At 34.7% G+C, this 26,431-nt stretch carries 28 protein-coding genes; all 28 read right to left on the bottom strand.

Annotated elements, in window-relative coordinates; translation table 11 throughout:
- Nucleotides 1–2: 2 nt before the first annotated feature.
- The 28 genes from RYL55_RS00995 to RYL55_RS00860 all read right to left on the bottom strand — a co-directional run bounded on the left by RYL55_RS00995 (nt 3) and on the right by RYL55_RS00860 (nt 26,418).
- Nucleotides 3–884 (bottom strand): ATP-binding cassette domain-containing protein, encoded by an 882-nt coding sequence (locus RYL55_RS00995; RefSeq protein ID WP_315006497.1) that lies wholly within the window; start codon nt 882–884, stop codon nt 3–5.
- A 225-nt stretch (nt 885–1,109) separates the two neighbouring features.
- Nucleotides 1,110–3,068, bottom strand: coding sequence for an LPXTG cell wall anchor domain-containing protein (locus RYL55_RS00990; RefSeq protein WP_315006495.1), 1,959 nt, complete (start codon nt 3,066–3,068; stop codon nt 1,110–1,112).
- A gap of 162 nt (nt 3,069–3,230) precedes the next feature.
- Nucleotides 3,231–4,181 (bottom strand): DNA/RNA non-specific endonuclease, encoded by a 951-nt coding sequence (locus tag RYL55_RS00985; RefSeq protein WP_315006493.1) that lies wholly within the window; start codon nt 4,179–4,181, stop codon nt 3,231–3,233.
- A 12-nt stretch (nt 4,182–4,193) separates the two neighbouring features.
- On the bottom strand, nt 4,194–4,847 hold the full coding sequence (locus tag RYL55_RS00980) for a uracil-DNA glycosylase (protein ID WP_315006492.1): 654 nt from the start codon (nt 4,845–4,847) through the stop codon (nt 4,194–4,196).
- The gene (locus tag RYL55_RS00975; RefSeq protein WP_315006490.1) at nt 4,844–5,341 is read right to left on the bottom strand and encodes a dihydrofolate reductase; all 498 of its coding nucleotides are present in this window, start codon (nt 5,339–5,341) and stop codon (nt 4,844–4,846) included. The genes RYL55_RS00980 and RYL55_RS00975 overlap by 4 nt, the downstream gene beginning before the upstream one ends.
- Before the next feature lie 18 nt (nt 5,342–5,359).
- A complete protein-coding gene (locus RYL55_RS00970) occupies nt 5,360–6,304 on the bottom strand; it encodes a thymidylate synthase (protein ID WP_315006488.1) in 945 nt (314 codons plus the stop codon).
- Between the two features lie 18 nt (nt 6,305–6,322).
- A complete protein-coding gene (locus tag RYL55_RS00965; protein ID WP_315006486.1) occupies nt 6,323–8,212 on the bottom strand; it encodes an ABC-F family ATP-binding cassette domain-containing protein in 1,890 nt (629 codons plus the stop codon).
- A gap of 18 nt (nt 8,213–8,230) precedes the next feature.
- A complete protein-coding gene (locus tag RYL55_RS00960) occupies nt 8,231–9,898 on the bottom strand; it encodes a formate--tetrahydrofolate ligase (RefSeq protein ID WP_315006484.1) in 1,668 nt (555 codons plus the stop codon).
- A 17-nt stretch (nt 9,899–9,915) separates the two neighbouring features.
- Nucleotides 9,916–11,250, bottom strand: a complete 1,335-nt coding sequence (locus tag RYL55_RS00955) for an MATE family efflux transporter (RefSeq protein WP_315006482.1) — start codon at nt 11,248–11,250, stop codon at nt 9,916–9,918.
- 367 nt (nt 11,251–11,617) lie between these two features.
- On the bottom strand, nt 11,618–12,496 hold the full coding sequence (locus tag RYL55_RS00950) for a CHAP domain-containing protein (RefSeq protein WP_315006480.1): 879 nt from the start codon (nt 12,494–12,496) through the stop codon (nt 11,618–11,620).
- Nucleotides 12,497–12,599: 103 nt separating this feature from the next.
- A complete protein-coding gene (locus tag RYL55_RS00945; RefSeq protein ID WP_315006478.1) occupies nt 12,600–15,293 on the bottom strand; it encodes a hypothetical protein in 2,694 nt (897 codons plus the stop codon).
- 207 nt (nt 15,294–15,500) lie between these two features.
- Entirely contained in the window at nt 15,501–15,857 is a 357-nt protein-coding gene (locus RYL55_RS00940) for a phage holin, LLH family (protein WP_315006476.1), read from the bottom strand.
- 4 nt (nt 15,858–15,861) lie between these two features.
- Nucleotides 15,862–16,281 carry a hypothetical protein gene (locus RYL55_RS00935; RefSeq protein ID WP_315006474.1) on the bottom strand — a complete coding sequence of 140 codons (420 nt, stop codon included), beginning with the start codon at nt 16,279–16,281 and terminating at the stop codon, nt 15,862–15,864.
- Nucleotides 16,282–16,415: 134 nt separating this feature from the next.
- On the bottom strand, nt 16,416–16,571 hold the full coding sequence (locus RYL55_RS00930; protein ID WP_315006472.1) for a hypothetical protein: 156 nt from the start codon (nt 16,569–16,571) through the stop codon (nt 16,416–16,418).
- Nucleotides 16,572–16,587: 16 nt separating this feature from the next.
- Nucleotides 16,588–17,265, bottom strand: a complete 678-nt coding sequence (locus tag RYL55_RS00925) for a hypothetical protein (protein ID WP_315006469.1) — start codon at nt 17,263–17,265, stop codon at nt 16,588–16,590.
- A gap of 15 nt (nt 17,266–17,280) precedes the next feature.
- A complete protein-coding gene (locus tag RYL55_RS00920; RefSeq protein WP_315006467.1) occupies nt 17,281–17,688 on the bottom strand; it encodes a hypothetical protein in 408 nt (135 codons plus the stop codon).
- A gap of 11 nt (nt 17,689–17,699) precedes the next feature.
- Nucleotides 17,700–18,182 (bottom strand): hypothetical protein, encoded by a 483-nt coding sequence (locus RYL55_RS00915; RefSeq protein ID WP_315006465.1) that lies wholly within the window; start codon nt 18,180–18,182, stop codon nt 17,700–17,702.
- 4 nt (nt 18,183–18,186) lie between these two features.
- A complete protein-coding gene (locus RYL55_RS00910) occupies nt 18,187–18,735 on the bottom strand; it encodes a hypothetical protein (protein ID WP_315006463.1) in 549 nt (182 codons plus the stop codon).
- Nucleotides 18,728–19,003: a hypothetical protein gene (locus RYL55_RS00905; RefSeq protein ID WP_315006462.1), complete on the bottom strand. Its 276-nt coding sequence runs from the start codon at nt 19,001–19,003 to the stop codon at nt 18,728–18,730. The genes RYL55_RS00910 and RYL55_RS00905 overlap by 8 nt, the downstream gene beginning before the upstream one ends.
- Complete coding sequence (locus tag RYL55_RS00900) at nt 19,003–19,590, bottom strand: putative phage tail protein (protein WP_315006460.1); 588 nt, start codon at nt 19,588–19,590, stop codon at nt 19,003–19,005. The genes RYL55_RS00905 and RYL55_RS00900 overlap by 1 nt, the downstream gene beginning before the upstream one ends.
- A complete protein-coding gene (locus RYL55_RS00895; protein WP_315006458.1) occupies nt 19,587–20,714 on the bottom strand; it encodes a baseplate J/gp47 family protein in 1,128 nt (375 codons plus the stop codon). The genes RYL55_RS00900 and RYL55_RS00895 overlap by 4 nt, the downstream gene beginning before the upstream one ends.
- A complete protein-coding gene (locus tag RYL55_RS00890) occupies nt 20,704–21,093 on the bottom strand; it encodes a DUF2634 domain-containing protein (RefSeq protein WP_315006456.1) in 390 nt (129 codons plus the stop codon). The genes RYL55_RS00895 and RYL55_RS00890 overlap by 11 nt, the downstream gene beginning before the upstream one ends.
- A 4-nt stretch (nt 21,094–21,097) precedes the next feature.
- Nucleotides 21,098–21,397 carry a DUF2577 family protein gene (locus RYL55_RS00885; protein ID WP_315006453.1) on the bottom strand — a complete coding sequence of 100 codons (300 nt, stop codon included), beginning with the start codon at nt 21,395–21,397 and terminating at the stop codon, nt 21,098–21,100.
- On the bottom strand, nt 21,397–22,368 hold the full coding sequence (locus RYL55_RS00880; protein WP_315006450.1) for a hypothetical protein: 972 nt from the start codon (nt 22,366–22,368) through the stop codon (nt 21,397–21,399). The genes RYL55_RS00885 and RYL55_RS00880 overlap by 1 nt, the downstream gene beginning before the upstream one ends.
- Nucleotides 22,365–23,084: a hypothetical protein gene (locus tag RYL55_RS00875; protein WP_315006448.1), complete on the bottom strand. Its 720-nt coding sequence runs from the start codon at nt 23,082–23,084 to the stop codon at nt 22,365–22,367. Before RYL55_RS00875 ends, RYL55_RS00880 begins: the two co-directional genes overlap by 4 nt.
- Nucleotides 23,085–23,115: 31 nt before the next feature.
- Entirely contained in the window at nt 23,116–25,335 is a 2,220-nt protein-coding gene (locus RYL55_RS00870; RefSeq protein WP_315006446.1) for a tape measure protein, read from the bottom strand.
- A 187-nt stretch (nt 25,336–25,522) separates the two neighbouring features.
- Nucleotides 25,523–25,927, bottom strand: a complete 405-nt coding sequence (locus RYL55_RS00865; RefSeq protein WP_315006444.1) for a phage tail assembly chaperone — start codon at nt 25,925–25,927, stop codon at nt 25,523–25,525.
- A gap of 26 nt (nt 25,928–25,953) precedes the next feature.
- The gene (locus RYL55_RS00860) at nt 25,954–26,418 is read right to left on the bottom strand and encodes a phage tail tube protein (RefSeq protein ID WP_315006442.1); all 465 of its coding nucleotides are present in this window, start codon (nt 26,416–26,418) and stop codon (nt 25,954–25,956) included.
- Between the last annotated feature and the right edge of the window lie 13 nt (nt 26,419–26,431).

Here is a 26,431-nt window from a genome sequence, read left to right as displayed (position 1 = left end):
TCTTACCTTCCTTCAACCAAATTAAAATAATATTCTTCAAAAGAAACTTGTTCTTTATAAATTTCAAAAATTTCAATCTGATTTTTTCTTAATACATCAATCATCTGATTAATCGTCAGTGATGTATTTGTCACTTCAATTTTGTCAGGTAAAAGAGTACAGTCACAATCATTTGCTGTTAAAATTTCAATCGCTGTATCATTTGTTGCTGTTGAAACGATAACTTTTTTTGCTAATGAAGATAAGATTGTTGATTTTGAGTCTTCCTGAATAACTTTTCCTTTACTCATAATGACATAATCATCAGCAATAAGATCCAATTCAGATAAAATATGACTAGAAATTAAAATCGTAATATTAAAATCATTTTTTAACGTTGCTAAAATATCACGAATATCTTTAATTCCTTTTGGATCCAATCCATTAATCGGTTCATCTAAAATTAATAATTTTGGTGAATCAATAATTGCCAATCCAATCGCTAATCGTTGTCTCATTCCTAATGAAAAATCTTTGGCTTTTTTCTTTGGATCCACATCGGCTAAGCCTACTAAATTTAATACTTCCTCAATTTTTTCATGAGAAGGAGTTTCTCCACAAAGTAATAATTGATACTGTAAATTATCATATGCCGAAAGATTCAAATGAAGAGCTGGTGATTCAACAATTGAACTCAATTTACATCCTTTTAGTCCAACAATTTCTCCAGAATCTTGTTTAATTAATCCAGAGATAATACGAATTAACGTTGTTTTTCCTGCTCCATTTTCACCAATCAAGCCACAAATTCTACCTTCATAAATATTGAATGATACATTATCTAAGGCATGATATTTTGCATATCGTTTATGAATATTTTTCACTTCGATTAAAGGTTGACTCATGTATTCACCTCGTTATATTAGAAATTTAATACTATAAATGTAATAATATCACATTTTATAATTATTACAAGAAAAAAAAGACTCTCCGAAGTCAACTAGCTATGTACTGCACCCCAAAAGTTAGACATAAAAAATCTAACTTTTGGGGTCACTTCACTACTTCGAAAAGTCTTTGATCTCTTATTTAATTCATTTGGATGAATACTTATTCTATACTATTAAAATTTATTTCATATCTTTCTTCTTGAATTTTAAACTCATCATACCTAGTAAGCTAATAACACTAGCACTAATCGTATAATATAAATTAGTATCCGACATACCTGTATTTGGAAGATCTTGTTTATTTGGAACAACCTTTTCAGATACTGTTTGATGACCTACTTCTTTTTCTTGCTTTGTTGGCAGTGGTTTTTCACTTGAATTTTGGACTTCATTTTCAGTTTTTTTAGAAGTTTCATCAAATGTAGAGTTTTTAGTTTGTTCTTTATGTTGAGGTTTAGGAGCCTCAACATCAGATTCTTCTAGTTTTGGTGCTTCATTTGGAACTACTCCAACATTAAACTCTTCTAGTTTTAGACGTTCTGGCGTTCCTTTATCACTAACAACCTGTAATTTATAACTAAAAGTTACTGAATTAATTCCTTTTTTAATGACTAAACTATTTGGAATTTTTTCTGTTTGTAACAAATAAGTTTGACCATTATAAATTATTTCCTTTGGAGGAGTTGCTACAGTAACTGTAGAGTCTTTATCACTTTTCTCACTAGTAATTGTAGGAGCAATTTCATTTCCTTTTTCATCCACAAATTTTTGTTGTACAACTCCAGTATCAATTAGTTTTTTATAAGTTACTAAATGATAATTTACAGAAACATGTTCCATTAACTTCTTGTAATCAACATTTTTTAAAATATCTTTTCTTGTAAAGAAAGAATTTTTGATGAAACCTCCTATATTATCTTTAATAGTGTAATTAAATTTTTGAGAAATTCTTCCCTCAGGAGTTACTTTTACCTCAGTACTATTGAATTGAACATTTGACGTATCATTTTGTACTCTCACCAGTTCCGCTGCATTAATATTTTCATCACGAATATCAGAAGATTTGATTATTTCCTGTCCATTAAATACTGAAATATTAATAACTTTAGCGTATAAATCTTTTAAAGGAATAAGTGTACCTGTTGAATCTTTGTATGAATATTCCGTAATTACATTAGAACTTCCCTCTTTTTGATTAGTTGATTTAGAGTCTTTTGAAAAAACATAAATACTTTCAATCATCTTATCTGTTAAAACATTAAAATACTCAGGACTATTCGTAAGTCCAAAATTATAAGTACGTTTTACTTCAATAGTATCAATACCATAAGTTTTTCTGAGATTGCTTTCATCATTTACTTTTATATTGTAAGAAATTGTTTCTCCGTCTTTTACTTTCAAAATGTATGAATCAATAAGATGATTTAATCTTTCATCTTGAAGAGGTGTTAAATTTTTATCAGTTGTATATAATATGGTTTTTACTTTTGTAGGTACCGTAGTGATTGGATTATTTACAAAAGATTTTGGAATTTTTAATATAGCTCTTTTTCCTTCAACAAAATGAACGTCTCCTTTGTCAGATTTAAAATCTGAAAGTTCTACTGTCTTGTTAAAATCTTCATCAAATTCTCTTGAATTTAAATAATGGACTAAAAAATGCTTCATTGAATTATTACTTACATAAAATTCTCTTACAGAATTTATTTTCTTTGCTTTCTCTTGTCTTGCTAATTCCTCTTTTTTCGCTTCTTCTAGAGATTTAATTTGTTCATCTACTTTAGTTTCTGCCTCTTTCTTTAAAGAAGCTTCCTCAGTTTCTGTTTTTGCTGATCCAACTGCTTCAGCTGGCTTTTCTTCAACAGTAACTCCAGATTTTTTTACTTCCTCTACTTTAGCTTTCAATTCAGCTTCCTTAACAGGAACTATTTTTTCTCGTACAAATTCATCTTTTGCCTCTGTTTTCCCATCAGAAGCAACTTTTTCTGTTGAATCTACTTTTTCTTCTTGAACTGCAAGAATCGGATTAGTTCCTAAAGTCATAAATATTGAAGATGTCAATAAAATACCGCTTACAAGACCGAAACTAGTTTTTCTTAAATACCCATGACCTTTTATATCTTTTAATAAATTTTTCATTATAAAACACCTTATTCCCCAATAATTTATTTCGTATTAATTTTAAAGGAAATAAAATCTAATGTAAAGACTTTATGCTCAAAAAATAACATTTTACCACAAGAAAAAAGACCCTCCGAAGTAGCATAATACCTTTGCTACTTCAGAAAAGTCATACTTCTATTATTCTTTTTCTGCATGAGTCTTCCCTTGTGCTTTTGCTTGGGATTCACTCATTTCTACCACTTTTGCTTGATTCGTTTTTGCTGGCATTCTTTTTTTATCATACCAATAAACTGTTGCTTTTCCTTCATTTGCAACGTACACGGTACGATCATTTTTGTTCTTAGATTCAGGCTTAGTTTCTTCTTGTTTCTCACTTTGAATACTCGCTTCTGCCAAGCCAGTTTGATAATCCAATTTTCCATTTGGTGCATCATTATTCAAAATAACTCGTGTAGTTCCATCTTCATTCACTTCTTCAAGAGAAGTATTAAATTGAATCGGAATCAATCTTCCATTTGCAGAGATTCCAGCATATTGTAATTCTACTTGACGTGGAATTAATTCTGAATCTGTATAAAGTGGTGTTACTCGATAATCAAGCCACGCATTTTTATTTTGTTTTAACCATGCCGCTAATTTTTCTTCATAAAATAACATGGCAACAGGATTTTTCTCATCCGTTCCTGTCATACTTCCCGTGTTTAAATAAGCCGTCATCGTAGTTAAATTTCTCAACTCATCATTTAATCCACTAAATTGATATCCGACTAAATGTCCACGATTCATAAACCATGCTTCTTTTCCTGAATAATCTACTGGGAATTTAAAGTTATGCCAACCAACTGGATCAACATTAATTTTGCTTTCTCTTTGTTCTGTTGGCTTATCATCATATCGTAATTGAATATGTGCCTGAGTTGAGCGTTTATAAGAATCCAATTCTCCTAATACCAATTGTTTTTCTCGTTTAAATGGTAACAGAGAATCAGGCAAATTTTGTGATTGCTCAACCTGAGTAGTTGTCGTATTGGTTCCTTCTTGCTTCTCTTTTTGAGTATTCGATGAACAAGCAACAAATGTTAGAGCCGTCATCCATAAAAGAAAGAGTTTAAAAAAACGATGTTTCATATCATTCTCCTTTTATTCCGTCCAACGAATTGGTATTTGTCCTTGTTGGATTAAGATGTCATTTATTCTACTAAATGGTTTACTTCCAAAGAACCCTCGATAAGCCGATAAAGGACTTGGATGAGGGGATTTTAAAATGACATGACTTGGATTCGTAATCAGTTTTTCCTTATCCTGAGCTGGTTTACCCCAAAGGATGAAAATCACTGGATGATTCAATTCATTTAAAGACTCAATGAGACGATTGGTTAATCTTTCCCATCCCATTCCTTTATGACTATTCGCATTTCCTTCTTCTACTGTTAAAACAGTATTTAACAATAATACTCCTTGTTTTGCCCAATGTGATAAATCCCCTTCTGTTGGCAGTTCTCCACCTAAATCTTCTTGTAATTCTTTATAAATATTTCTAAGCGATGGTGGAAGTGGAATTCCTTTTTGAACAGAAAAGCTTAATCCATGTGCTTGTCCAAACCCATGATAAGGATCTTGTCCTAAAATGACGACTTTCACCGACTCAAATGGTGTTAATTCTAAAGCTCTGAAAACATTTTTTTCTTCAGGAAATACACTGACTTCTTCTCTTCTTTTTTGAACAAAAGCTAGCAACTCCTGATAATAGTCTTTTTTCATTTCTTCTGATAATATTTCATTCCAAGTCGTCATGATGCATCCTCAATTTTTTGATAAATTTCAAAGGTATGTGGATAAATATTTTTTTCATCCACTGTTCCATCCATACTTTTGACTTTAACAAATTTTTCCCATGGAAAATCTTTTGGAAAATACGTATCCCCGTCAAATTGTGCATGAATTTTTGTGCAATAAAGTGTATTTACTTCATGTTTTAACGAATCAAATAATACTGCTCCACCAAGAATATAGATATCTTCATGTTTAGCATCTTCTACTAAAGTTGCAATATCAGTAACAACTTCTGCTCCATTTGCATCATAATCTGCTTGATAAGATACAATGATACTGTGTCTTCTTGGTAATAATCTCTTCCCCATACCTTCAAAAGTATTGCGTCCCATTACAATCGTTTGATCTAATGTTACTTCTTTAAAAAATTTCAAGTCATTTGGTAAGTGCCATGGTAAAACTCCTTCTTTACCAATCACACCATTTTCATCTTGTGCCCAAATATAAATTAACATGCAATTTCCTCCTTTAGTTTAAACAGCAATCGGTGCTTTAATCGTTGGATGACATTCATATCCTTCTAATACAACGTCTGCAACTTCTAAATCATATAATGATTTTTCAGGATGTTTTAACACTAATTGTGGTAATTCAAAAGGTTCACGGCTTAATTGAAGATCCACTTGTTCTAAGTGATTTAAATACAAGTGAGCATCTCCTAAAGTATGAACAAACTCTCCAACTTCTAATCCAACTTCATTCGCAATTAAATGCGTTAATAATGCATAACTCGCAATATTAAATGGCACACCTAAGAAGACATCTGCACTACGTTGATATAATTGACAGCTTAACTTGCCATCTGCCACATAAAATTGAAACATTGTGTGACATGGAGGTAAAGCCATACTTGGAACATCTTCTGGATTCCATGCTGATACTAATAATCTTCTTGAATCAGGTGAAGTTTTCAACATCTCAATCACTTGTGCTAATTGGTCAATCGTTTCTCCTTGAGTCGTTTTCCAATGTCTCCATTGTGAACCATAAATATTTCCTAATTCTCCATATTTTGCAGCAAACTCATCCTCATTTAAAATTCTTTGGCAAAATGTTTCCAATTCTTTTTCATACACTTCTTTAAATTCTGGATCTTGTAAACTTCTACGACCAAAATCTGTCATATCTTCTCCAGTATAATCAGCTGACTCTACATAACGTTTAAAAGCCCACTCATCCCAAATATGATTATTATGTTGTAATAAATAACGGATATTTGTATCTCCTTTAATAAACCATAATAACTCACTTTTAATAAGTCCAAATGGAACTCTTTTTGTTGTTAAAATTGGGAACCCCTTTGATAAATCAAATCGCATTTGATAGCCAAAGATACTTTTTGTCCCTGTTCCTGTACGGTCTGATTTTTCGATTCCTTCTTGTTTAATTTTTTCTAATAATTCTAAATATTGTTTCATCTGATGAGCTCCCTACTATTAGACTAACTCTGCTAAATATTCCCATCTTTCGTAGGAATTCGCTAGTTCTTGTTCTAATGTTTCTAATCGTGTTTGTAATTCTTGCAATTTTGCAAAGTCTTGTGCTTGTTGATTCATTTCTTCTTGAACTTCTTCAATCGATGCTTCTAATTCAGCTATTTTCCCTTCAATTTCTTCCCATTCTTTTTTCTCATGATATGTCATCTTTTTAGCTTTTTCTGAAGTGGAAGGTTTTGAAGTTTCTGTTACTTTTGGAACTTCTACTGTTTTAGTTTCTTCTACAGTTAAATCCCCTTGTTTTTCTAGGAAATCACTCATGGAACCATAATACAATTCTGTATTTCCCTGTCCTTTAATCACAAATAATTGATCCATTGTTTTATCTAAGAAATAACGGTCGTGAGAAACTACAATAACGGCACCATTAAATTCATCTAAATAATCTTCTAAAACAGTTAATGTATCAATATCTAAATCATTGGTCGGTTCATCAAGTAATAAGACATTTGGTTTTGTCATTAATAGACGTAATAAATATAATCTTCTTCTTTCTCCACCTGATAATGTTCCAATCAATGCCCCATGCATATAACGTGGGAATAAAAATATTTCTAGTAATTCCGTAATCGAAGCTACTTCACCATTTTTTTGTCTTACTTCTTCAGCATATTCTCTTAAATATTGCACTAATTGCTTATCCATTGGAATATCTTCATCTTGTTGTTTATAGTAAGATAAGCGAACCGTATCTCCAACAGTCATTTCTCCCTCACTAAACGGATATAGACCAGCAAGAGCATTTAGGAATGTAGATTTTCCGACTCCATTTTCTCCAACAATTCCAATTCTTGCTTGACTTTGAATAATCCACTCTAATGAGCGAACAATTGACTTATCTCCAATTTGTAAGCTGACATCTTTTAATTGAAATACTCGTTTTCCAATTCTTGTTTGATCAAAACGTATGGCTAGAGATTCTTTAGAATCTGTTTGTTTCACTTCTTTTTCTAATTGTTCAAATCGTTGAATTCTAGCTTGTTGTTTAGTTGTTCTTGCCTTAGCTCCTTGTCTCATCCATTGTAATTCTTGTTGATATAAACGTTGCTGTTTATGAGACATTTTTTGAGCAATTTGTTCTCGTTGTGATTTTTGTTCTAAGTAAGATTGATAATTCCCATCATATGCTTCAATTCTACCTTGGGTTAATTCAAACATATGGTCAACGACACGTTCTAAGAAATAACGATCATGAGTGACTAATAGTAAAGAACCTTTGTACGAAGCTAAATATTGTTCTAACCATTGAATGGCTTGCATATCTAAATGGTTTGTCGGCTCATCTAATAATAATAAATCCGGCTCTTCCATTAAAACTTTGGCAAGACCTACTCGTTTCTTTTGTCCACCAGACAATGTAGAAATTTGTTGATGAATATCCTCAATTCCCACGTGCTGTAAAATGGATTTTATTTTCACTTCATATTGCCAGCCATCCACTTGGTTCATTTTTTGTTCTAACGCTTCAAATTGTTTTAAATATTTTTCATCTTGTGGATGCTGTTGTAATTGTTCGACACTCCATTCATAATCGTGAACTAATCTCAATAATGGATTATCTGATTGATAAATAGCTTCAAATACCGTATGTTCAGGATTTAAAGAAGGATTTTGTGAAAGATACCCGATTCTAAAATCATTTGAACAAGTAATCGTACCACTTTCTGCTTCATCTATTCCAGCTAAAATATTTAATAGTGAGCTTTTTCCTGTACCGTTTTGACCAATTAAGCCGACATGTTCTCCTTCATTAATAATGAAAGAAACATCGGCTAATAATGTTTTAGCACCATATGTTTTTTTCAAATGATCTACACGAAAATCTTTCATAATACTCTCCTTTTATTTTTAAAATAAACCAGTCGATCTACCGTCTTCTAATACATCCATTTCCAATGCAGCTGGTTTCTTTGGCAATCCTGGCATTGTTAAAATATTACCCGTTAAAGCTACAACAAAGCCTGCCCCTAATTTAGGAACAAGAGATCGAACTGTTAATTCAAATCCAGTTGGTTTACCTAATAAAGACGCGTCATCTGAGAAAGAATATTGCGTCTTAGCAATACAAACGGGCATTTGATTCCAACCATTTTTCTCTAACTGTTTTAATTGTAATTTCGCTTCTTTTGTATATTGAACAGAATTTGCTCCATAAATTTTAGTTGCAATCGCCTCTATTTGTTCTTCAATCGAACTGTTTTCTTCACAGACTGAATGAAATTGGGGTGTTGTATTTTCGAATAAGTGTAACACTTCTTTTGCTAATGCTACTCCACCATTTCCACCATTTTCCCATACAGAAGTAGAGATACAAGAAATCCCTTTTTTCTGACAAAGAGTTTGTACTAATTCCTTTTCTTGTCGGGTATCTGTTACAAATTCATTTAACGCAACAACAGCTGGTAATCCATAATGTTGTGTCATATTTTCAATATGTTTTTCTAAATTAGCAAATCCTTTTTCTAAAGCTTCTAAATTTTCTCCTTCTGTTAATCCAGAAAGGGAAACTCCTCCATGCATTTTAAGCGAACGAATCGTAGCCACAATGACAACTACATCAGGTGCTTTTTGTAATTGAGGAACTTTAATATCTAAAAATTTCTGAGCTCCTAAATCAGCTCCAAATCCAGCTTCTGTTACAACAATTTCTCCAAGTGCTAGAGCTGCATTAGTCGCAATCACACTATTACATCCATGTGCAATATTGGCAAACGGCCCACCATGAACAATTGCAGGCGTATGTTCTAATGTTTGAACTAAATTCGGTTTTAACGCATCTTTTAATAATAATGTTAAAGCTCCTTGAACATTTAAATCTTTCACCGTAACGGGAACTTTTTCAAAAGTGTACCCAATAACAATATTTTCTAATCGTTGTTTTAAGTTATTTAAATCTGTCGCCAAACATAAAATCGCCATCATTTCACTAGCAACCGTAATATCAAATCCATCTTCACGAGGAACTCCTTGAATTGGACCACCTAATCCTACAATGACTTGTCGCAAAGATCGATCATTTAAGTCCACTGCTCTTTTCCAAATAATTCTTCTACTATCAATTTGTAATTCATTTCCCTGATAAATATGATTATCGATGAATGCTGCTAGTGCATTAGTAGCACAAGTTAATGCATGCATATCTCCGGTAAAATGTAAATTAATTTCTTCCATTGGAACAACTTGCGCATATCCTCCACCGCAAGCTCCTCCTTTAATGCCCATTACAGGTCCTAATGAAGGCTCCCGAAGCGCAATAATAGATTTTTTACCTAATTTTGTAAAAGCATCCGCTAATCCTATCGTAACGGTTGATTTTCCTTCTCCAGCAGGAGTTGGACTCATAGCTGTCACTAATACTAATTTGCCTTTTTTCTCTTTAGAAATTCGATTAACATCAATTTTTGCTTTATATTTCCCATAAAACTCGATTTGTTCATCATTTAAGCCAATGCTTGAAGCAATTTCACGAATTGGTTTCATAACAGCTTCTTGAGCAATTTGAATATCTGATTTCATTTATACCCCTCCTTGAACTAACTATAACGTTGATATTTTCTTTTAAATGCATAATAAGTAATGGCTAATGGAACTAAGGAACCAAACCACGCTAAAGGATTAGCAGTTGTTAATCCAATATAGCCAAAAATTTTGGTTAACACTAATGCAGCAAAAACTCGCATCATTAACTCCATAATTCCTGCAATTGTTGGAATCACAGTTTTTCCTACCCCTTGTAATGTATAACGATAAATAAATAATAAAGACAAAATAGCATAGCATGAAGAATTCGCTAAAATATAAAGTCTGCCATATTCCACTACCGATTCATGCCCTACACCTACAAACATTCTCATAAAATGTGGACTAAATAGAATTAAAATAAAGCCTACACAAAAACTAAACGTAAGGGACAGTTTAATACAATCTCTAACACCTTTCCAAATACGATCATATAATTTTGCTCCATAATTTTGAGCTGAATAAGTCGCCATTGTAATTCCAAATGACATCATTGGTAATATTCCTAATTGGTCAATCTTTTGTGCAGCTGTATATCCAGCAACCGCTTCATGCCCCAATTGATTTAAAACAATTTGAACAGTTATCGTTCCAATCGCAATAATGGACGATTGAAATCCCATTGGAAAAGCAATATTCATATGATGGAGTAAAAAATCTTTTGTAAAATGAACTGAATCTTTTTCTATATGTAAAATTGGAATTTTCTTTTTAATATAAATATAACAACAAACAGCAGAGAATAATTGACTTACTACCGTTGCAAATCCAGAACCTCCAACTCCCATCTTAAAATAAACAATAAATACATAATCTAACAATATATTTAACATACAAGAGAGAACTAAAAAATATAGCGGTGTATTTGCATCACCAATTGCTCGAATAATGTTTGATAATAAGTTAAAAGCAATTTGAGCAAAAATCCCTGCAAAAATTACCATTAAATATTCATAAGCATAGTCAATAATTTCTGGAGGAGTTTGCATAATTTCTAATATTTGACGACAAAATAGCATACTGAATGTCGTCAATAATATCGTTGCTCCTATAGAAATTAAAGTAGAAACATAGAAACTTCTTTTTACTCCTTGCATATCTTTAGCCCCATATTTCTGGGCAAGAGGAATCGCTAATCCAGCGGTCATACTAATGGCAAAGCCAATAATAAAGAAAACAATACTTCCAGTAGAACCAACTGCTGCAAGTGCTTGTACCCCAATATATCTACCAACAAAATAAGTATCTGCCATATTATAAAATTGTTGAAAAACATTCCCAATTAATAAGGGTAACGTAAACCGAGAAATTAATTTCATCGGATTTCCAGATGTCATATCCTTCGCCATTGTACTCCTCTTTTCTATATACATACTCAATTTTATAGTATACTAAAATATGTAATTAAAATAAACATTGTTATTTCAAAGTTTTAAAGTGTTTAAAATAAACAGTCAACCAAAAAATCAACCAGTAAGACGGAATAGGTGCTATTTTTAGTAGCACCTTAATTTTTTATAATTATTTTAATCTATATTTGTTTTGTTTATCCATTCTAAACGATTTTATCTTCCGGCTGGTACTTTTTCAGTTGTTTTTAGGCATAAAATTCACTTCCATATCCGCCACTTCCCTTTAGGACGATTATACAAAAAAATAACCCTGTCCACAATATAGTGAACAGGGTTTAGTCAAAATTATAAACACATTATTTAATTAGAAGTGGATTCTGCCTTTTTCATCCACTTTAATATTGGCTTTTTCTAAACGCTCGCCATTTTCATTGAAATAGTACCACTCTCCATCGATTTGACGGCATTCACGGCTTACCATATCGCCATCATTAGCTGTTAGATAGTACACTTTATCAAAGTATTCTAGCCATCCCTCATGCATAGAGCCATCTTCATGGAAGAAGTACCATTTACCATTGATATTCTGCCAACCTTTTGCCATAGCACCGTCAGCTTTTAACCAATACCATTGATTTTCTTGAGCAATCCATTCATTTGTTAAAATGTAGCCCTCTGAGTCAAATTTATACCATGCTCCATTGATTTCCTTCCATGCATTAACTGGTATACCGTACTCATCACGATATGTCCATCCGTTCTCATCTTCAGTCCATCCAGTAGCTTCTTCTACTGTATCTTCATCAAATGGGAAGCTAAACCACCCGACAATACCGTCAAAGTTACGTGTATTGTATCGAGCCGGCGCTCCTACTTCTAAAGCATCGGCGTTACCATCGATATTTTGTTCGATTGTTTTCATTGTATAACCGTCGCTATCCTCAATCACTACTCCAGTATGACCGTATGGATGACCATACATTTCTCTAGTGTCCATAACGAACACATCTCCGGCTTTAGGATTGATATCATCATTAGCATTGTATTTTACAAAAAATCCGTTTGCGGAAGCACTATCCAATAAATCAATAGCATTGCCCCACAAACGAATTTTAAAATATTTTAATCCAATGTATACAATTAAATCCGCACATTGCATACCGGCGTATCCATCCGGATTAACTCCAATTCCTCGATTTGCTAAATTTTTACAATCATCTACTACTTGTTTTCTTGTTACCATTTCTTTTCCTCCTAAAATAAAATAGAGGCAGTTGCACCTTATGCATTTCTGCCTCTTTATTTGATTAGTGGAGCGTGTCCATTCTAATCTAATCCTATTAAAATTACGGTAAAACTGTAGGCCATTCATCTTCAGTAATATAATTTACCGCACTAACTCGAATATCTCCGATATCTCTGTCAGTTGGAATATTCTCATTGAATGTAAACTGCATATAATTCGAATCCGATTGACCGCCAAGATACCAAACACCATAAGGACGCCCACCATCATTAAATGTAGAACCTACTAAAGAAGCTTCACTACGGAATCCTTCAGGAATACCACCAACAGGTAATACTTTTGCCCCACGGTCACCACTACTACCGTGACCCACATATCCTGGACCATTTCGTCTACCAACACCGAACCAACCCCATTGAAGTCCTCCAAATTGATAAGTCACAAGGTTGTTTACTCGTCTGATTTTAATAAACGAGTTACCTGCTCTTGATACACTCTTTAGTGTTCTCCAACCAGTATCACCAATTAACACTTTCCAACCTCTGTCACCATCTCGAGATTGTTTAATCCATTTTAACGCCCCATTGGTCACTTCAGTATCGACATAAGTTGTCCCGATTGGAGCCGTTACTCGTCCGTTCGGCATTCCAGTACCATGGATTTCGTAACCTGCTTTAGCTTCCAAAGCCGTAATTTTGGTTGTTTGTTCGAGCATTTTCTTAGACACTTCACCGAGTGACTCGGCATTCACTAAATTCATGCTCGTTAATTCCTGTTTAGAAACTAGAGTGCTTGTATCTACTTGAGGTGGTAATTCAGACTTTTTAACATAACCATCTAGTGATTGGTTGTTAAGATACTGCTTTGCTTCAAGTTCTTGTTTCGTTACAAATGGACTTAAATCAACCGTCGGTTTATTTTCAATAGTCTGCACTCTAGCTTCAACTGCATTCACTTTAGCATTCGTTGCTAAATTACTAACATCTTGAACATAATGTTTAGAGTCTAATTCGTCTCTAGTTACAAAATGACTCGTATCAACTTCTGGAACGCTTATTAAATAGTGCTTATCCTCTAGCTCCTGTTTCGTCACTAGATTTGAAGTATCAACTGTTGGTTGACTATTACGGACGGCTTCTAATTCTTGTTTAGTTGCTAAGTGGCTTAAATCTACTGGTGGCTTGTTTTCAAGTGTTTGCACTCGACTTTCGACCGCCTCAACCTTTGAATTTGTCGCTAGATTGGTAATATCTTGATTGGTTAGATAATGCTTGTTTTCTAATTCATCTTTCGTAACAAGATTTGCTAAAGATTGATGAGCATTCAAAAAGCCTTTTTGTTCTAACTCCTCTTTTGTCACTAAATGTTCCAATGACTGATGAGCATTAATGTAGCCCATTCTTGCTAATTCATCTTTGGTAACGAGATGAGATAGTGATTGGTGTTCAGTTAGATATCTACTACTTTGAGTGATAAAACCTTTCAAACTTTCTTGCACTTCATGGATTTTGTCTAAAAGTGGCTTATCGTTATATGTACCATTAGCAATAGCTTTAGTTTCTAATGCATCAATACGATCAGTAAGTGGTTTGCTATCAAATTGAGGTGGAATTTCAGATTTTTTAGCATACTCAGACAAATCTGGGGCAGTGCTTAAATAGCCCTTTGCTTCCAACTCATCTTTAGTGACTAGTTTTGAAGTATCGATTTGAGGTCTAGCTTCTAAATTCTGTACTCTTTCAGTCACTTGAGTTAATTCAGCCGTTCTAACAACATCTTCAATTTCGTGTTTTGTTGCTAGATTACTTAAGTCGACTGGAGTTTTATTCTCAAGTTGCTGTACTCTACTTTCAACTGTTTCTACTTTCGAGTTAGTCGCAAGTCCGGTAATATCTTCTCTAGTCAGGTAATGACTATCCTCAATTTCTTTTTTCGTGGCTAAATGAGATAAGTCAACTGCTGGCTTTTCTGCCAACACCCTAATTTTTTCGTTGACAGCATCTAAATTAGGCACTACTGGAATTTCAGATTTTAAAGCAAAGTTATGAGTATCTGCACTCGTTAAATATCCTTTTTGTTCCAGTTCATTTTTAGATACAAGCCCCTCTAATTGCTGTTGTGTAGCCATTTTACCAATACTGGTTTCTATCGTCTGGAATATTGGTGTTAATTCACTTTTCGTTGAATATTGTAATAAGGCTTGTTTGTCAGCCTTTTCTTCAATCGCCTGTCTTAACTCAGTATCATTGTATACAGTATCGTTGTCAGTCTTGTTTTCTAACGTTTGTACTCGTTGGGTAATTGCTTCTACTGTCTGAGTATCAGCTTTAGTAGCTATCTGACCTCTAATTTCTGCATCATCATAGGTAGTACTATTACCTGAATTGTGTTCCAACGCTTCTACCTTGCTAGAAATTGCTTGAACGGTTTCTTTATCAGCTTTCAGCTCGATTTGTTGCTTGATTTCGGTATCATCATACAATCTTTCATTAGCAACAATCTTCTTCAATAATTCAGTGATTTCTGACTTCGTTACAATATCCGTCAATGGAACAATTCTTTTACTTTCCATTTCCATTACTGGTAAATCACGTTCTTTGTCAATCTCAGATACATGGACATCGAACATAAAACGGTACACATCGTTTGATTTTTCGCCATTTTCGTAATAGATATAACCGGCTACTTGCTCATCTTTGATAATCAAACTAGTATCAAAATTGACGATAATTTTATCGTTATCTACTCTACCTCTTACTTCCAGATGACGATTTGTGCGTTTAAAATGGAACAATACAATAATATCTTCGGTAGGAACACCATTTTCTACCGTGAATTCAAAAACTGCATTGTTCTTATCGTGAGAATAAAACTCCTCAAATAATTTGTTTCTACTATCCCTCTTCTTTGTGGTTAAGGAGATTGTTCTTTTAATAATCTTTTCCATTCAATCACCCCTTAAAATAAAAAAGGACGAGCGTTTAACTCGTCCTCAACTTGATTAATACTTAATTGCTTTGATTTCATTCATGCCATTTACAACAGACTCGATCAATGCTTTTTTAGCTTCAAAACTTAAGTGAATGCCATTTTTTTCTAACTCAGCTGTCAATCGTTGTTCAGCTTCATTGAATTTATCTCCACTTGCATCTTTCACATCTTTATAGATTTGTTCTGTCGCTTGCACGACTGTTTTAGCAATACTTTTAATTAATTCATATTGTTTAATATCCGTTTTAGCTTTAATGTGTTCCGTCTTTGTTTCTAAGAAAGTTTTCAATTCTTTAAAAGCTAAACCTACTAAAACTACTAATACACTAACTGCACCTTGAACAAAAACTTGTGTTAATTCATTCATATTCTTACATCTCCCTTAATTCTAGTTTCATAAATTGATTAAATAAGTCTTCAATATAGCCATTACCACCTAAACTTTGATACGACTTGTAAAGTGCCGTTATACGTCTTGTATCTGCACTTGTTCTATACCCCCGTTTGATAATAGCCGTCAAATCAACTTCTAAACGATATCTTTCCGTTTCTAAAATCCCACCACCAACAACCACAACATCATTATTCAATTGTTTTACATCCGATTTTAGATTTTTAATATCTTTATTTAAGTTGCTAACATCATTTTTTAAATTGCTAATATCAGAATTTAGCAATTTAATATCAGAATTATTTTTCTTCCCAATTTCAGTGATTTCATCAACTTTTAACTGAATTTTATTGACTTTTTCACTTAATTCATCTGTTGCTTTTTTACTTGCAGTTTGCATTCTAACTGTTGCGTACGAGAAAACCGCTGGTATCAACGTTGGAATTAATGCAAGTACAATTGTTTCATACATCCATCTACCACTTCCTTGCTAAAAAATAGGTAGAGGAATACTCCCCTACCTATTAAAAAAGGCTAAGCTTTCTTTTCGACTAGCTCGCCTTTTTCATTAATTAAAAATCCTCGGCGTTCTAATTCAGCACGAACGCCATTTTTTAGGAATGGTGGAACTTGGTTGAATTTACGACGACCGCCTAAAATTCCATCAACAAATAATAATACTAATGCCATGTCTTTCACATCCTTTCTACCCAATAGAATTGTTCCCGCTAATTGTAGTCTCTGCATTATGTTCTTCAACTTTTCCATTGCTTTCATTATTACCATCTCCTTGTACTGTTGTTGTTACTGCCGTTGGTGTTGCTACTGGTTGTGGTTCAGCAACTGGTGTTACTGTCGTATCAGCCACTGGTGTCGCTGTTGGTTCAGTAACAACTGTAGCTGTTGGTTGCGTTGCTTCCTCATGCTTTTCTTCAGTAGTTGCCACTGGTTGTGCTACTTCGTCATGGTGTGCTTCAGTAGTAGCAACTGGTGTTGTTTCATGATTTTCTGCTGTTGATGCAACTGGTTCTGTTGCTCCTTTGCCATCCAAAGCATGCAAACGTTCTTTAATTCCAGCAATATCAGCCGTTAACGTTGTCGTTAATTCCATCATCGCATCAGAATTAACAATCGTACGACTTGTTGCTTGTTCTAATTTATTTTGAGCTTCAGTAATGATATTTTGCATCTTCGCTACTGCACCGCTCGGATCTAACTCGATTAAAGCTAAATCAAGCACTTTTTTAATCAAAATATCATCCGCTTCATTCATTAAATCGCCTTCGAACTCACGTTCGTAAAACGTGTACGGTACATCTCGTTTAACGATGACGACTGTTCTTCCTGGTTTTGTGTATTTATTTGTTAAAATATATTCTTGCATTATTTGTTCCTCCTGTTATCTAATTCTCTTATAATGATTCACAACACTGTATCCGTTTAATGATGATAAGAACCTATCTCTTTCTGCTCTATTTTTAAAAGTTAATTGTTCACCATAAGTAACAGCATCATATCCATTGTGAACTATTAAGCTAGCTGAAGTGATATCAAAACTTTTTCCGCTTACTTCAACTCTCGTTACTTGGCTTAATTCATGTTGTTTATCTCTAAATATGAAGTTTTTACTGTAAAATGAAGCAACAGAATTTACACCGGTTTCTCTCCATCCATCTGCATCAACACTTCCAATAAAGATTCCTCGTACATTATCAGAAGATTCCTTTCTTTTTTTCCACACCAACTTATTACCAACATACCTCTCGATAATCTCATGACCACCTATATATATCCCTTCTCTTACCATTTGATTACCTCCTAACCTTCAGAACAATCGTAGACCGTGTTAGAGTCTTTATAACTTAAAGCATTGTACTGAGATTTTGTGCCATACCACCATTTCATTGGCTGGTTTCCGTTTTGATTGATAATTTTAGTGGTTACATCAACTTGATTGATATTCAACCCACTAGTATTTACACTTAATGTTCCGTAAGCATCAATATTAATTGTCGAACCATCCGGTTTTACTACCCCAACACTTCCACGAGTTGCGGTTTTAGCTTTGATTGCACCATTATTAACCTCAGTAGTAACGTTATCTGGTCGAACAATTCCGTTTGAGCTTGAGGTTGCTATTGAAATATTTTGTTGCGGTGTTGCAAATAATCGTTTTAACGTGGATATTAGTACTTTATTCAGTCTTGTTCCACTATGGATTACAAGCACATCATTATCTGATACGTTATTTAATTGTGGTAAATCAGGCACTTTTCTTACTTGATTACTCATAATTGCCATTTATCTATTCCTCCATTTCGAATTTGTATTTCCAATCTGCTACTACTAGATTATTGTTTTCGTCAGCAAGCAAGACATCAGCGTTGTCTTCAGCTTTAATTGGTACATAGAAGCTATTCTGCAATACCATTTCTTCCAATAATGCTAATCGTTGTTCTTGCTCGTTGAGTTCTTGTTTTGTAGCCTCATGGTCTGTATAAGTCGCTTGTTTTACGTTATCCACATTCGACAAGCCTACTTGGTCTTTAGTTACATTATGAGGATTATTAGTATTTCTAGTATGATTGTTTAAATCAGTTTTACTAGCTTGTTCCACATCTAAAACATTCCCTAATCCTACTTGAGCTTTTGTAACATTGTGAGGGTTGCTTCGATTATTGACGTGAGCCGATATATCACTGTTATTAGCTTTATTCCTCGTTACTTCGTCGATTTTTTCTGCTAATCCGTCAATGTCTGCAACTTGGTGACGGTGTTGTTTATCCGCCTTTTCTTCCCATCGTTGAGCATCTTCAGTACCAATAATATCGTTTGTTCTCCATTGCTTAACCATTCGTTCTCACCTCCAACTTGTACTTAAACCTAGTATTGGTTTCGATAGGTACATACAAGTCCATACGAGATAATACTTGAGAGGTATTATCTAATATTTCGATTTTGGAAATTTCTCTAATTCCATCCGGTACTTGAAAATCAATCAATACATTGTTGTCTGTTCTTTGCTTACGGATAGTAACAACGGTCGTATTATTCAATCTTGCTCTATCTATTTTGTTTATTACATTTTCAGCAACGTAATTTGTTAAAACATTTTGAAGCATTAAATAAACACCTCCTTTTCATTACTTTCATATTCAAGTGGCGTTACTCCAACTATCGCACTACCAGCTCTCGCAAATTCGAGATTAGATTTAAACAATCGTTCTTTTAAGAATAAATGTTCAGTTGCTGTTGGAACGTGAGTATATCCCATGTTTGCCGGTTTAATAGCGTTAATTAATACTACTGATTCTTTAAACAAACCACTCGTTTCTGCTCCGGACTCGACATACAATTCTTGTTGAGCAAAATCAACATGAGCAGAATACTTCCCCTTTCCGAACAAGTCATCCAGTTTATGAACTAAAAACCACCATGAAAATGGTGGTCTCATATTAATTCGTATTAAAATTCTTTCTCGTCGCCACTCTATAGAGTCGTCTGCACTAGCTAATAAGCCAAACATTTCCTCGTATTTTTGCAAAGTAGGGATATCGCACTGCATAATAAATTGATTTTGGATAAATCGTTGCAATGCAACTCTCCCATCTTTAAACAGAGGGTTTTCAGTCCTCATCAACTCTTTCATATCACGTACTCCATCGTAATAATCCGGAACGTATTTCTCTAACTTCACTTCTTTACTCATCGTATTGTCACCGTGCCTTTATACGGCAGTTGTTGTAACTGCCCTGTTAGCGTTAAAGTGATATCCTGATTTAGATTGTTTAGAGTCATGTTGTCGATATTTGCAATTCCATTGATTTGTAAGAGTTTAGCAGACAATTGAGAACGATAAATCTTTGAATGATAGGTATTTACATCGGAATAGTTACTCCAGTTTTTCCTTAGTTCTAGAAATTGGTCGTCAATTGCTTTTTCAATCGCCGTTTTCACTTGATCTAATCGATATCCAGTGATTAATTCCACGCTAAATGAAATATTAATAGGAAACTTTGTAGCCGTTCCTACTGTTACTCGGTGATTAATCGGTGCTAAACCAACACCTTTGCCCGTGTATTGCAATGGATCAAGGATATTCTGTACTTTCTGGATAGTCTCACTTGAAGCCGGATTAAGGTCATTATCTAAAACAACCACCTTAACCGTACCCGAGCCGTTCCATACTGGATAAACCTGTACTGCTCCAACACCGTCAATTTCACGAGTTTTCTGTACATATTCGATGAAATTACCACCAAATGGCTTTTCATTAACGTAAATCAAGAACCTTTTTCTTAATTCATCGTCGGTTTCTCTGTCTTGTCCGGACGTTACAATCTCTCCAATCGTGGCTACTGCTAAGTTACGGTAATTTTCTAATGGAAGAATATTCCCAAAGTATCGATTACCGACAACTCCAGCAGTTTCACACTCCACCTCATACTTACCAACCGTGTCAGTCGCTTTAACGACTTTATAAATCAATGAAGCATCATCAATTGTTGCAAACCTTGCTCCAATCGCCATAGGTACACCGTGGTGTTCTTCGTTTGAAAAAGTGGCGTATCGGATAGCTTTTTTAGCCGGATAACGGTGTAAACCAAATTCTTCAACCTTATAATCTAAATACTGACCTATAGCCGTTTGAGGAAACGTGTCTAGTAATAGATTTTTCAAGTCTAAATAAAAACCGGCTAACTCGTAACAAGCCGGTGCTAATGCATCATAAATAATTGAACCCTCTCGAGTGTCGATATTTTCGTTTACTCTTGAGAGGGCTTCTTTCATTAGATAATCAAATGTATATTTTTCTAAAAACTCACCTATCATCGATTTTCACGCTCCTTTCCACGTTAAATAATCCTGATATGGTATGAACCACAAAAGAACAATGTAAGCTATCTTTACTGACTTGATGCACTTCAAAATCAGTGACTTTCTGAATTCGAGTATCAACCAGTAAAGCTTGAGTAATTGTTCGTTCTAGATCCGACTTCACAAAATCATAGTCTTTACCAATGAGTCGCTCTAACTCAACGCCATAATTGGCTGAATAAATGACCCATTCAAAACGCTCAGTATTCAATATTTTTTCAACAGCTTGCCTCATAGCTTCTAAGCCATCAACATAACCATGAATACGACCGTTAAAAACTCGATATGTTTTAGATGGAAGAATGACTTGTTTGATATTTCTGATATCAGGCATTTCATCACATCCTTTGTAATATATAGTATAGTTGTCCGGATTGTCCCTTAATCATCAAGACTTTATCCCCAACTATTAAATCTCTGAAGACTACCCATAGCTTATTATCGCCATTTGTATCTCCAACTTTTAAATCTTTAACCATGGGACTTAAAACAAGAAAACTTTCAGGTATTTCAAGCTGATTATTGACCTTTACTTTCATCGGACTTGTTGAAGTCACCGTTCCAAATACTATATCTGTATTATCAGGATTATCTGTCATTCCTTTGAGCAATGCTCTTGCTAATAATTCGCCTGCCACTAGCTATTCACCGTCCTTAATTCTAATTCCATGGTATGAACCTTACCCCACTTGTGAGTACATTTTTTAACAATTGCTAAGCTATTTTTTTCTATTCCCTCGCTCTCTAAATCCTTAAAATCGAGCTGTACGCTATTTCCAGCACTAATCCCAATATGACCTAGGCACGGCACTTTAAACGTTTTTTTCGGGAAATTTTTAGCTTTAAGCAACATTTCTGCTTTTTGTTGAATTTGACTCTCATTCATTTTTTCATCGACTTTCTCGTGGAATTGTAATTTCCCCCAAAGTCCAACGTTTTTAGAGTCTTGAACAACGTAAACTTCTCTTTTTTTGGTCTTTTTGTTATCTTTTGTCAATTTTACATAGTTGTAACTGTCGTCAATCGAACCCTCAAAATCATAGTCAGTTGCTACTGAGTCGTCTCCAATGACTAAATCAGTGACAAGTGAATTAAGTGAAATATGTTCGAGTGTTCCAAAGTTATCACGTATGATATACCACATTCCCCCATGAATTAGCGTTAAATCTAAAGCGTTCTGGATCATAGCAAAGTACGTTTTCTTGTCTTCGATTTTCTCCGGACAAGTCCAGTTGCCCTCATCAACAACTTTATACTCTAAATGGTTGATTTCGCATATTTGAGCAAATATTTCGTTGCTTTTTGAGGCTTCAAAAACAATCGTATCTGAGTTTTTCAAGTATCTCATCTGGTCGTAAGCTGTTATTTTCCATTGCTTTTTCGATGAACGTTTCTTTTTGAAGAGTTTCCCATAAAAGATACCTTTATCATCTACTTTGAACCGGATGATATCGCCATAGTTACACTTCACTTGTTCATCAAGAACCATAGTAAATTCAAACTTACTAGGCTGAAAATCGATAGTGGTTTCCCACTTCAATTCTGTAGCCAAATCCGTAATATCGAACACTTTTCCATCATTTACATCTTGAATAAGTAATTCCATCATAGTACTTGCACCGAACTAGCCGTCACCCAACCACGCCAACCACCGTCCAAAGTAGTAACATGGTAAGGATGAGACCCCTCCATATTGATATAATTCACTAACCTAGTAGCATTAGACTCAGTTTGACCGGGTCCCTCTCCATAACTATCACGGTGTAATTGACCGTTTACCAGCACTTTACATCCAATTGTTACTTCTTTGTTCGTACTAGGCTCTTGTTCTTGTTGCGACTGACTGGCAGTTTCCGTTTTATCTTCAGTTACTTTCTTTTCAATTTTGACAAACCTTGCTTTGAGCATTTTGTATTCTTTAAACTCAATCTGATAATAGACATCTTCATGAATTCCGGCTTTTCTTGAATGCTCAAAGGACTCAATCGTTGCTAGGAAGTTAATACCAACGTCAGAAATAATCAAACGACAAGGCTCCTTGCCATCCATGATTTTCCTAAACATTGATACATAAGCATCCGGTGCTTGAGCCGTTTTTCCAATAACATAAGACCTGTTTGTGTCTCTCGGAAAAAATGATTGAAAATTGACATTAGACAGTTTTGGAAAACTCATTTGATTGATTTCCCCTAAAGAAATACTATGAGCTATCTCATTATCCGCACTATGTTTAATCTTCAATTCTTCCGGATTGACAGGTATTTGAGTGACTTGCCCTTTATATTCAACATAAATTCCAATTGCTATAATAATCACTCCTTTCAAATAAATTTATCCCTAATTAAAGGGCTAAACTCTATGCATAACCTAAGTCACTATTGACTAGATTAAATATTTTTTCCTCTACTTTACCAACTAGATCATTAATATCTTGTTCAGTAGCACTATTGTTAGACTCGTAATGTACGCTAACTTGAGGCGTTAACACTTGATAATCAACGACATACTGACGTTCCGCAATATCTCTCATCATCTTGATATCTTCGTCTTTCAATTTGATTTCATCTTCAACTTTACCGACATTACCAATATTTTTGCCTTTTCCTAGTTTATCTCCAACACCACCAACGCCTCCACTTCCTGGAACTAAAGCGTTTTGTTGGTCGAACTGACGGGCTAAGTCGTCGTAATGAGACATTTTATTAGCAAAATCCCCAAATTTATCTATAGCACTTTGACCTAAGCCTTTTGTGCTATCGAATGCACTGCTCGCCATTGACATCGGATTAGCGTAACCTAAGATTTCTCCCATTGGTTTAGGATTCATTTTCCAACTATCTAAAGATTCATAGTTATCAGGTTCTTCTCCGGCACTAAAACTATCCGCAAAACCACGAATAGCATTCCCTACGCTAACTCCACCGCCACTGCCAATTTCTGACATCGTGGATAGTGAAAATCCCGGAATTTTATTCAAGGCACTAATGACCCAGTTAATCGCTCTAATAGCCATATTCGCTCCGGTAATAAATGCTTGACCTATTGCGTTTCCGACTGCACCAGTTGCATCTACCACATTTGCAAAACCATTGATAATATTTTTAATCATATTAATAAACAATCGTTTTACAGCGTAAATAGGATTTCTCCAAACATTTAAGAAGAATTCTGCTACGATTACAAAATGATTATGTAACATTGCAAGAATACTTACGATAAATTGGAATAGCATCGCAAAAAGATTAATTGCAAAAGCTATCACATCATAAATAATCGTTCCTAAAAAGACAAAACCGGCAACAATTCCGGCGAGTACATCTAATGCTGAAATTCCAAACATTTGCATTAGTAAAATAATCCCCAATATTACTCCGGCAATAATAAGATACGGCAACAGTAATTCCCATGAAGCGACCATCATCGCTATATGAGTTGCTACCCAAACAGCCCCCATAATAGCTACTGCTATTGCTACGGCTGATAATACAGACATTACGACATCCATGTTGTTAATCATCCATGAAAAACCATCTCGAAACAGATTAAACAACCACAGGGCTACATCAGCTAGGGCAAACATTGACATTTGTAAAGCTTGCATAAACGTTTGACCCTCAACGCTAGAGATAAACTCTTGCCATGATTGAATCAATGGTTGAAATGCATACATCCCAACGTTTTTAATCTGAGCAACCATATCACCAAACGTCATAGGTAATCGTGCAAACTCTTCATTGGTTGCTACTGCCGAGCCTAACAAGGCGTTTTTCAGTGCATCTCCTGTCAATTCTCCCTCTTTAGCCATTCCCCTTAATTGCCCCACACTTACGCCTAAATGTTGAGCGAGTTTCTGAGCAACGAGAGGTGCATTTTCCATCATTGAGTTGAACTCGTCCCCTCTAAGCACTCCGGAAGCTAAAGCTTGAGTGATTTGTAATGTACCGGCTTTCTGTTGTTCTAAACTTGCACCGCCTAACTTATAAAGCTTGTTCAGTTGTTCAGCAAACGCAATAGCTTCATCATTATTCTTGAATGCTTCTCCAGCTTGGGAACGCAATTTCGCTACCGAGTCAGCCATTTCTGAGAAACCTGACCTCGAGCGGTTCGCTGCCGCCATTAAGCTATCTTGCAATTCTTGACCGGCTTTTGTCCCGTCAGCCACTGTATTCAAACGAGCCATAATCTGTATGAACGTATCGGCTTTAGACACCAATCCACCCATCATAGATCCAATAGCCCTCAATGCTTGAATTGCAATCTGAAAGTTAAGCAATCTAGACATGCTTGTTAATCTAGACAACATCATTTGACTAGTCGCCAAACCGGCGTTTAATCCAGTTGCACCGGCAGTTGGTAAAGAAGAGGGGGCTTTAGGTACGGTAACCTTTGGCACTTGAATTGACCTCGAGGCAGTCATACCTAAACGACGTAAACTAGCATCTAACTCACGAACTCTAGTCGTTGATTGGTTAAATCGTTCAAACTGATTGATTGTTCTATCAATAGAATTCCCGACTCTATTCAACGTACTAGTGAATTTATCTTTTAAAACGAGTGATTGTTCCAACGTTGCCATTATCTTCTGCCCCTCCTTGCTTTACTTTCCATTTTCTTTTGTTCTTTTTCTTCAGCTTCCCTATATACATCGATAAAAGCGTATATCATCGCCTTTTCTCGTCGAGGTAAGCTATCAAAAAAGGATGGTGTCCACCTAAATTTATGCAAAGCATAATATGCATAATTTAATTCGGCGTCGCCATCCATTAATCGTTTTTTACTTCTTCTACTAGATCGTTCACATCTTCATCAAAACCATTGATTAACTTAATTTCGTCACCTAATGTTGCATACTCTCCGGAACGTAACATTTTTTTCAATGTTTTAATTGCATCACCAGTTGTTCCATAAGCCTCTTGTAATTCAGCGTTATGCAAGTCAGGCGTTACCACACATTCAATAACTAGACTGTTAATGTATTGGTCTTGATTAAATTCAGAAACTGTAATTCCTTGACGATTTTTTGTTTTACGTGTTGCACGTTTCTTCAATTCATCATTTACACTTTCATCGATACTACGGATGACAAAAGGTGATTTGAAACGTTTGAAGTGTACTTCCTTTGTTTCATTTTGTTGAACGTTTGTTAATAAAAAATCTTGAATACTCATTAATTTTTCCTCTTTCCTTTACAAATTTACCCTAAAGTTGGTGTTTTGAAGCTTTCTAGTAAATCCACATCTTCAAATGTGAAGTTAACTTCTTCTTCTAAGAATTCATCTTCAACATTTAAATTAGCCATTACAACTTCATCTAAGTTACATTCTCTTAATACAGTAGTTTGACGACCAATTGAACTTGTTGCATCGTCATTCGTAATCTGAATATCAAAGAACGTATCTCGTCCGTTTTTCATGTAATCTAACATCATTTGTTTAAATTGTGACGTTACACCGTAAATCGTCATCTTACCCTCGCCCTCAAAACCTGTTGATTTGTTTTGAGTGCCTCGACGGTTCAGTGTACGCACTTTTTCTTTTTGTTTCTTAACAGTGGCTTTTAATTCTTTCACGTAAAACATGAATTCGTTACGACCGTTGATTTGAATAAACGCCGTACCCTCTTGACCACTGATCACGTCACGACCTTTTAAGTAAGCCATTTATATTCCCCCT

This window comes from uncultured Granulicatella sp. (assembly GCF_963515615.1).
Classification (GTDB): Bacteria; Bacillota; Bacilli; order Lactobacillales; family Aerococcaceae; genus Granulicatella.
The sequence above is the reverse complement of the archived record's forward strand: the minus strand, read 5'-3'. Positions and strand labels throughout refer to the sequence as shown.

Bases quoted from the DNA above. Each gene is read 5' to 3' on its own strand.
- RYL55_RS00995 (WP_315006497.1), bottom strand. From the start codon at position 884: ATGAGTCAACCTTTAATCGAAGTGAAAAATATTCATAAACGATATGCA.
- RYL55_RS00990 (WP_315006495.1), bottom strand. From the start codon at position 3,068: ATGAAAAATTTATTAAAAGATATAAAAGGTCATGGGTATTTAAGAAAA.
- RYL55_RS00985 (WP_315006493.1), bottom strand. From the start codon at position 4,181: ATGAAACATCGTTTTTTTAAACTCTTTCTTTTATGGATGACGGCTCTA.
- RYL55_RS00980 (WP_315006492.1), bottom strand. From the start codon at position 4,847: ATGACGACTTGGAATGAAATATTATCAGAAGAAATGAAAAAAGACTAT.
- RYL55_RS00975 (WP_315006490.1), bottom strand. From the start codon at position 5,341: ATGTTAATTTATATTTGGGCACAAGATGAAAATGGTGTGATTGGTAAA.
- RYL55_RS00970 (WP_315006488.1), bottom strand. From the start codon at position 6,304: ATGAAACAATATTTAGAATTATTAGAAAAAATTAAACAAGAAGGAATC.
- RYL55_RS00965 (WP_315006486.1), bottom strand. From the start codon at position 8,212: ATGAAAGATTTTCGTGTAGATCATTTGAAAAAAACATATGGTGCTAAA.
- RYL55_RS00960 (WP_315006484.1), bottom strand. From the start codon at position 9,898: ATGAAATCAGATATTCAAATTGCTCAAGAAGCTGTTATGAAACCAATT.
- RYL55_RS00955 (WP_315006482.1), bottom strand. From the start codon at position 11,250: ATGGCGAAGGATATGACATCTGGAAATCCGATGAAATTAATTTCTCGG.
- RYL55_RS00950 (WP_315006480.1), bottom strand. From the start codon at position 12,496: ATGGTAACAAGAAAACAAGTAGTAGATGATTGTAAAAATTTAGCAAAT.
- RYL55_RS00940 (WP_315006476.1), bottom strand. From the start codon at position 15,857: ATGAATGAATTAACACAAGTTTTTGTTCAAGGTGCAGTTAGTGTATTA.
- RYL55_RS00935 (WP_315006474.1), bottom strand. From the start codon at position 16,281: ATGCAAACTGCAAGTAAAAAAGCAACAGATGAATTAAGTGAAAAAGTC.
- RYL55_RS00930 (WP_315006472.1), bottom strand. From the start codon at position 16,571: ATGGCATTAGTATTATTATTTGTTGATGGAATTTTAGGCGGTCGTCGT.
- RYL55_RS00925 (WP_315006469.1), bottom strand. From the start codon at position 17,265: ATGCAAGAATATATTTTAACAAATAAATACACAAAACCAGGAAGAACA.
- RYL55_RS00920 (WP_315006467.1), bottom strand. From the start codon at position 17,688: ATGGTAAGAGAAGGGATATATATAGGTGGTCATGAGATTATCGAGAGG.
- RYL55_RS00915 (WP_315006465.1), bottom strand. From the start codon at position 18,182: ATGGCAATTATGAGTAATCAAGTAAGAAAAGTGCCTGATTTACCACAA.
- RYL55_RS00910 (WP_315006463.1), bottom strand. From the start codon at position 18,735: ATGGTTAAGCAATGGAGAACAAACGATATTATTGGTACTGAAGATGCT.
- RYL55_RS00905 (WP_315006462.1), bottom strand. From the start codon at position 19,003: ATGCTTCAAAATGTTTTAACAAATTACGTTGCTGAAAATGTAATAAAC.
- RYL55_RS00900 (WP_315006460.1), bottom strand. From the start codon at position 19,590: ATGAGTAAAGAAGTGAAGTTAGAGAAATACGTTCCGGATTATTACGAT.
- RYL55_RS00895 (WP_315006458.1), bottom strand. From the start codon at position 20,714: ATGATAGGTGAGTTTTTAGAAAAATATACATTTGATTATCTAATGAAA.
- RYL55_RS00890 (WP_315006456.1), bottom strand. From the start codon at position 21,093: ATGCCTGATATCAGAAATATCAAACAAGTCATTCTTCCATCTAAAACA.
- RYL55_RS00880 (WP_315006450.1), bottom strand. From the start codon at position 22,368: ATGATGGAATTACTTATTCAAGATGTAAATGATGGAAAAGTGTTCGAT.
- RYL55_RS00870 (WP_315006446.1), bottom strand. From the start codon at position 25,335: ATGGCAACGTTGGAACAATCACTCGTTTTAAAAGATAAATTCACTAGT.
- RYL55_RS00865 (WP_315006444.1), bottom strand. From the start codon at position 25,927: ATGAGTATTCAAGATTTTTTATTAACAAACGTTCAACAAAATGAAACA.
- RYL55_RS00860 (WP_315006442.1), bottom strand. From the start codon at position 26,418: ATGGCTTACTTAAAAGGTCGTGACGTGATCAGTGGTCAAGAGGGTACG.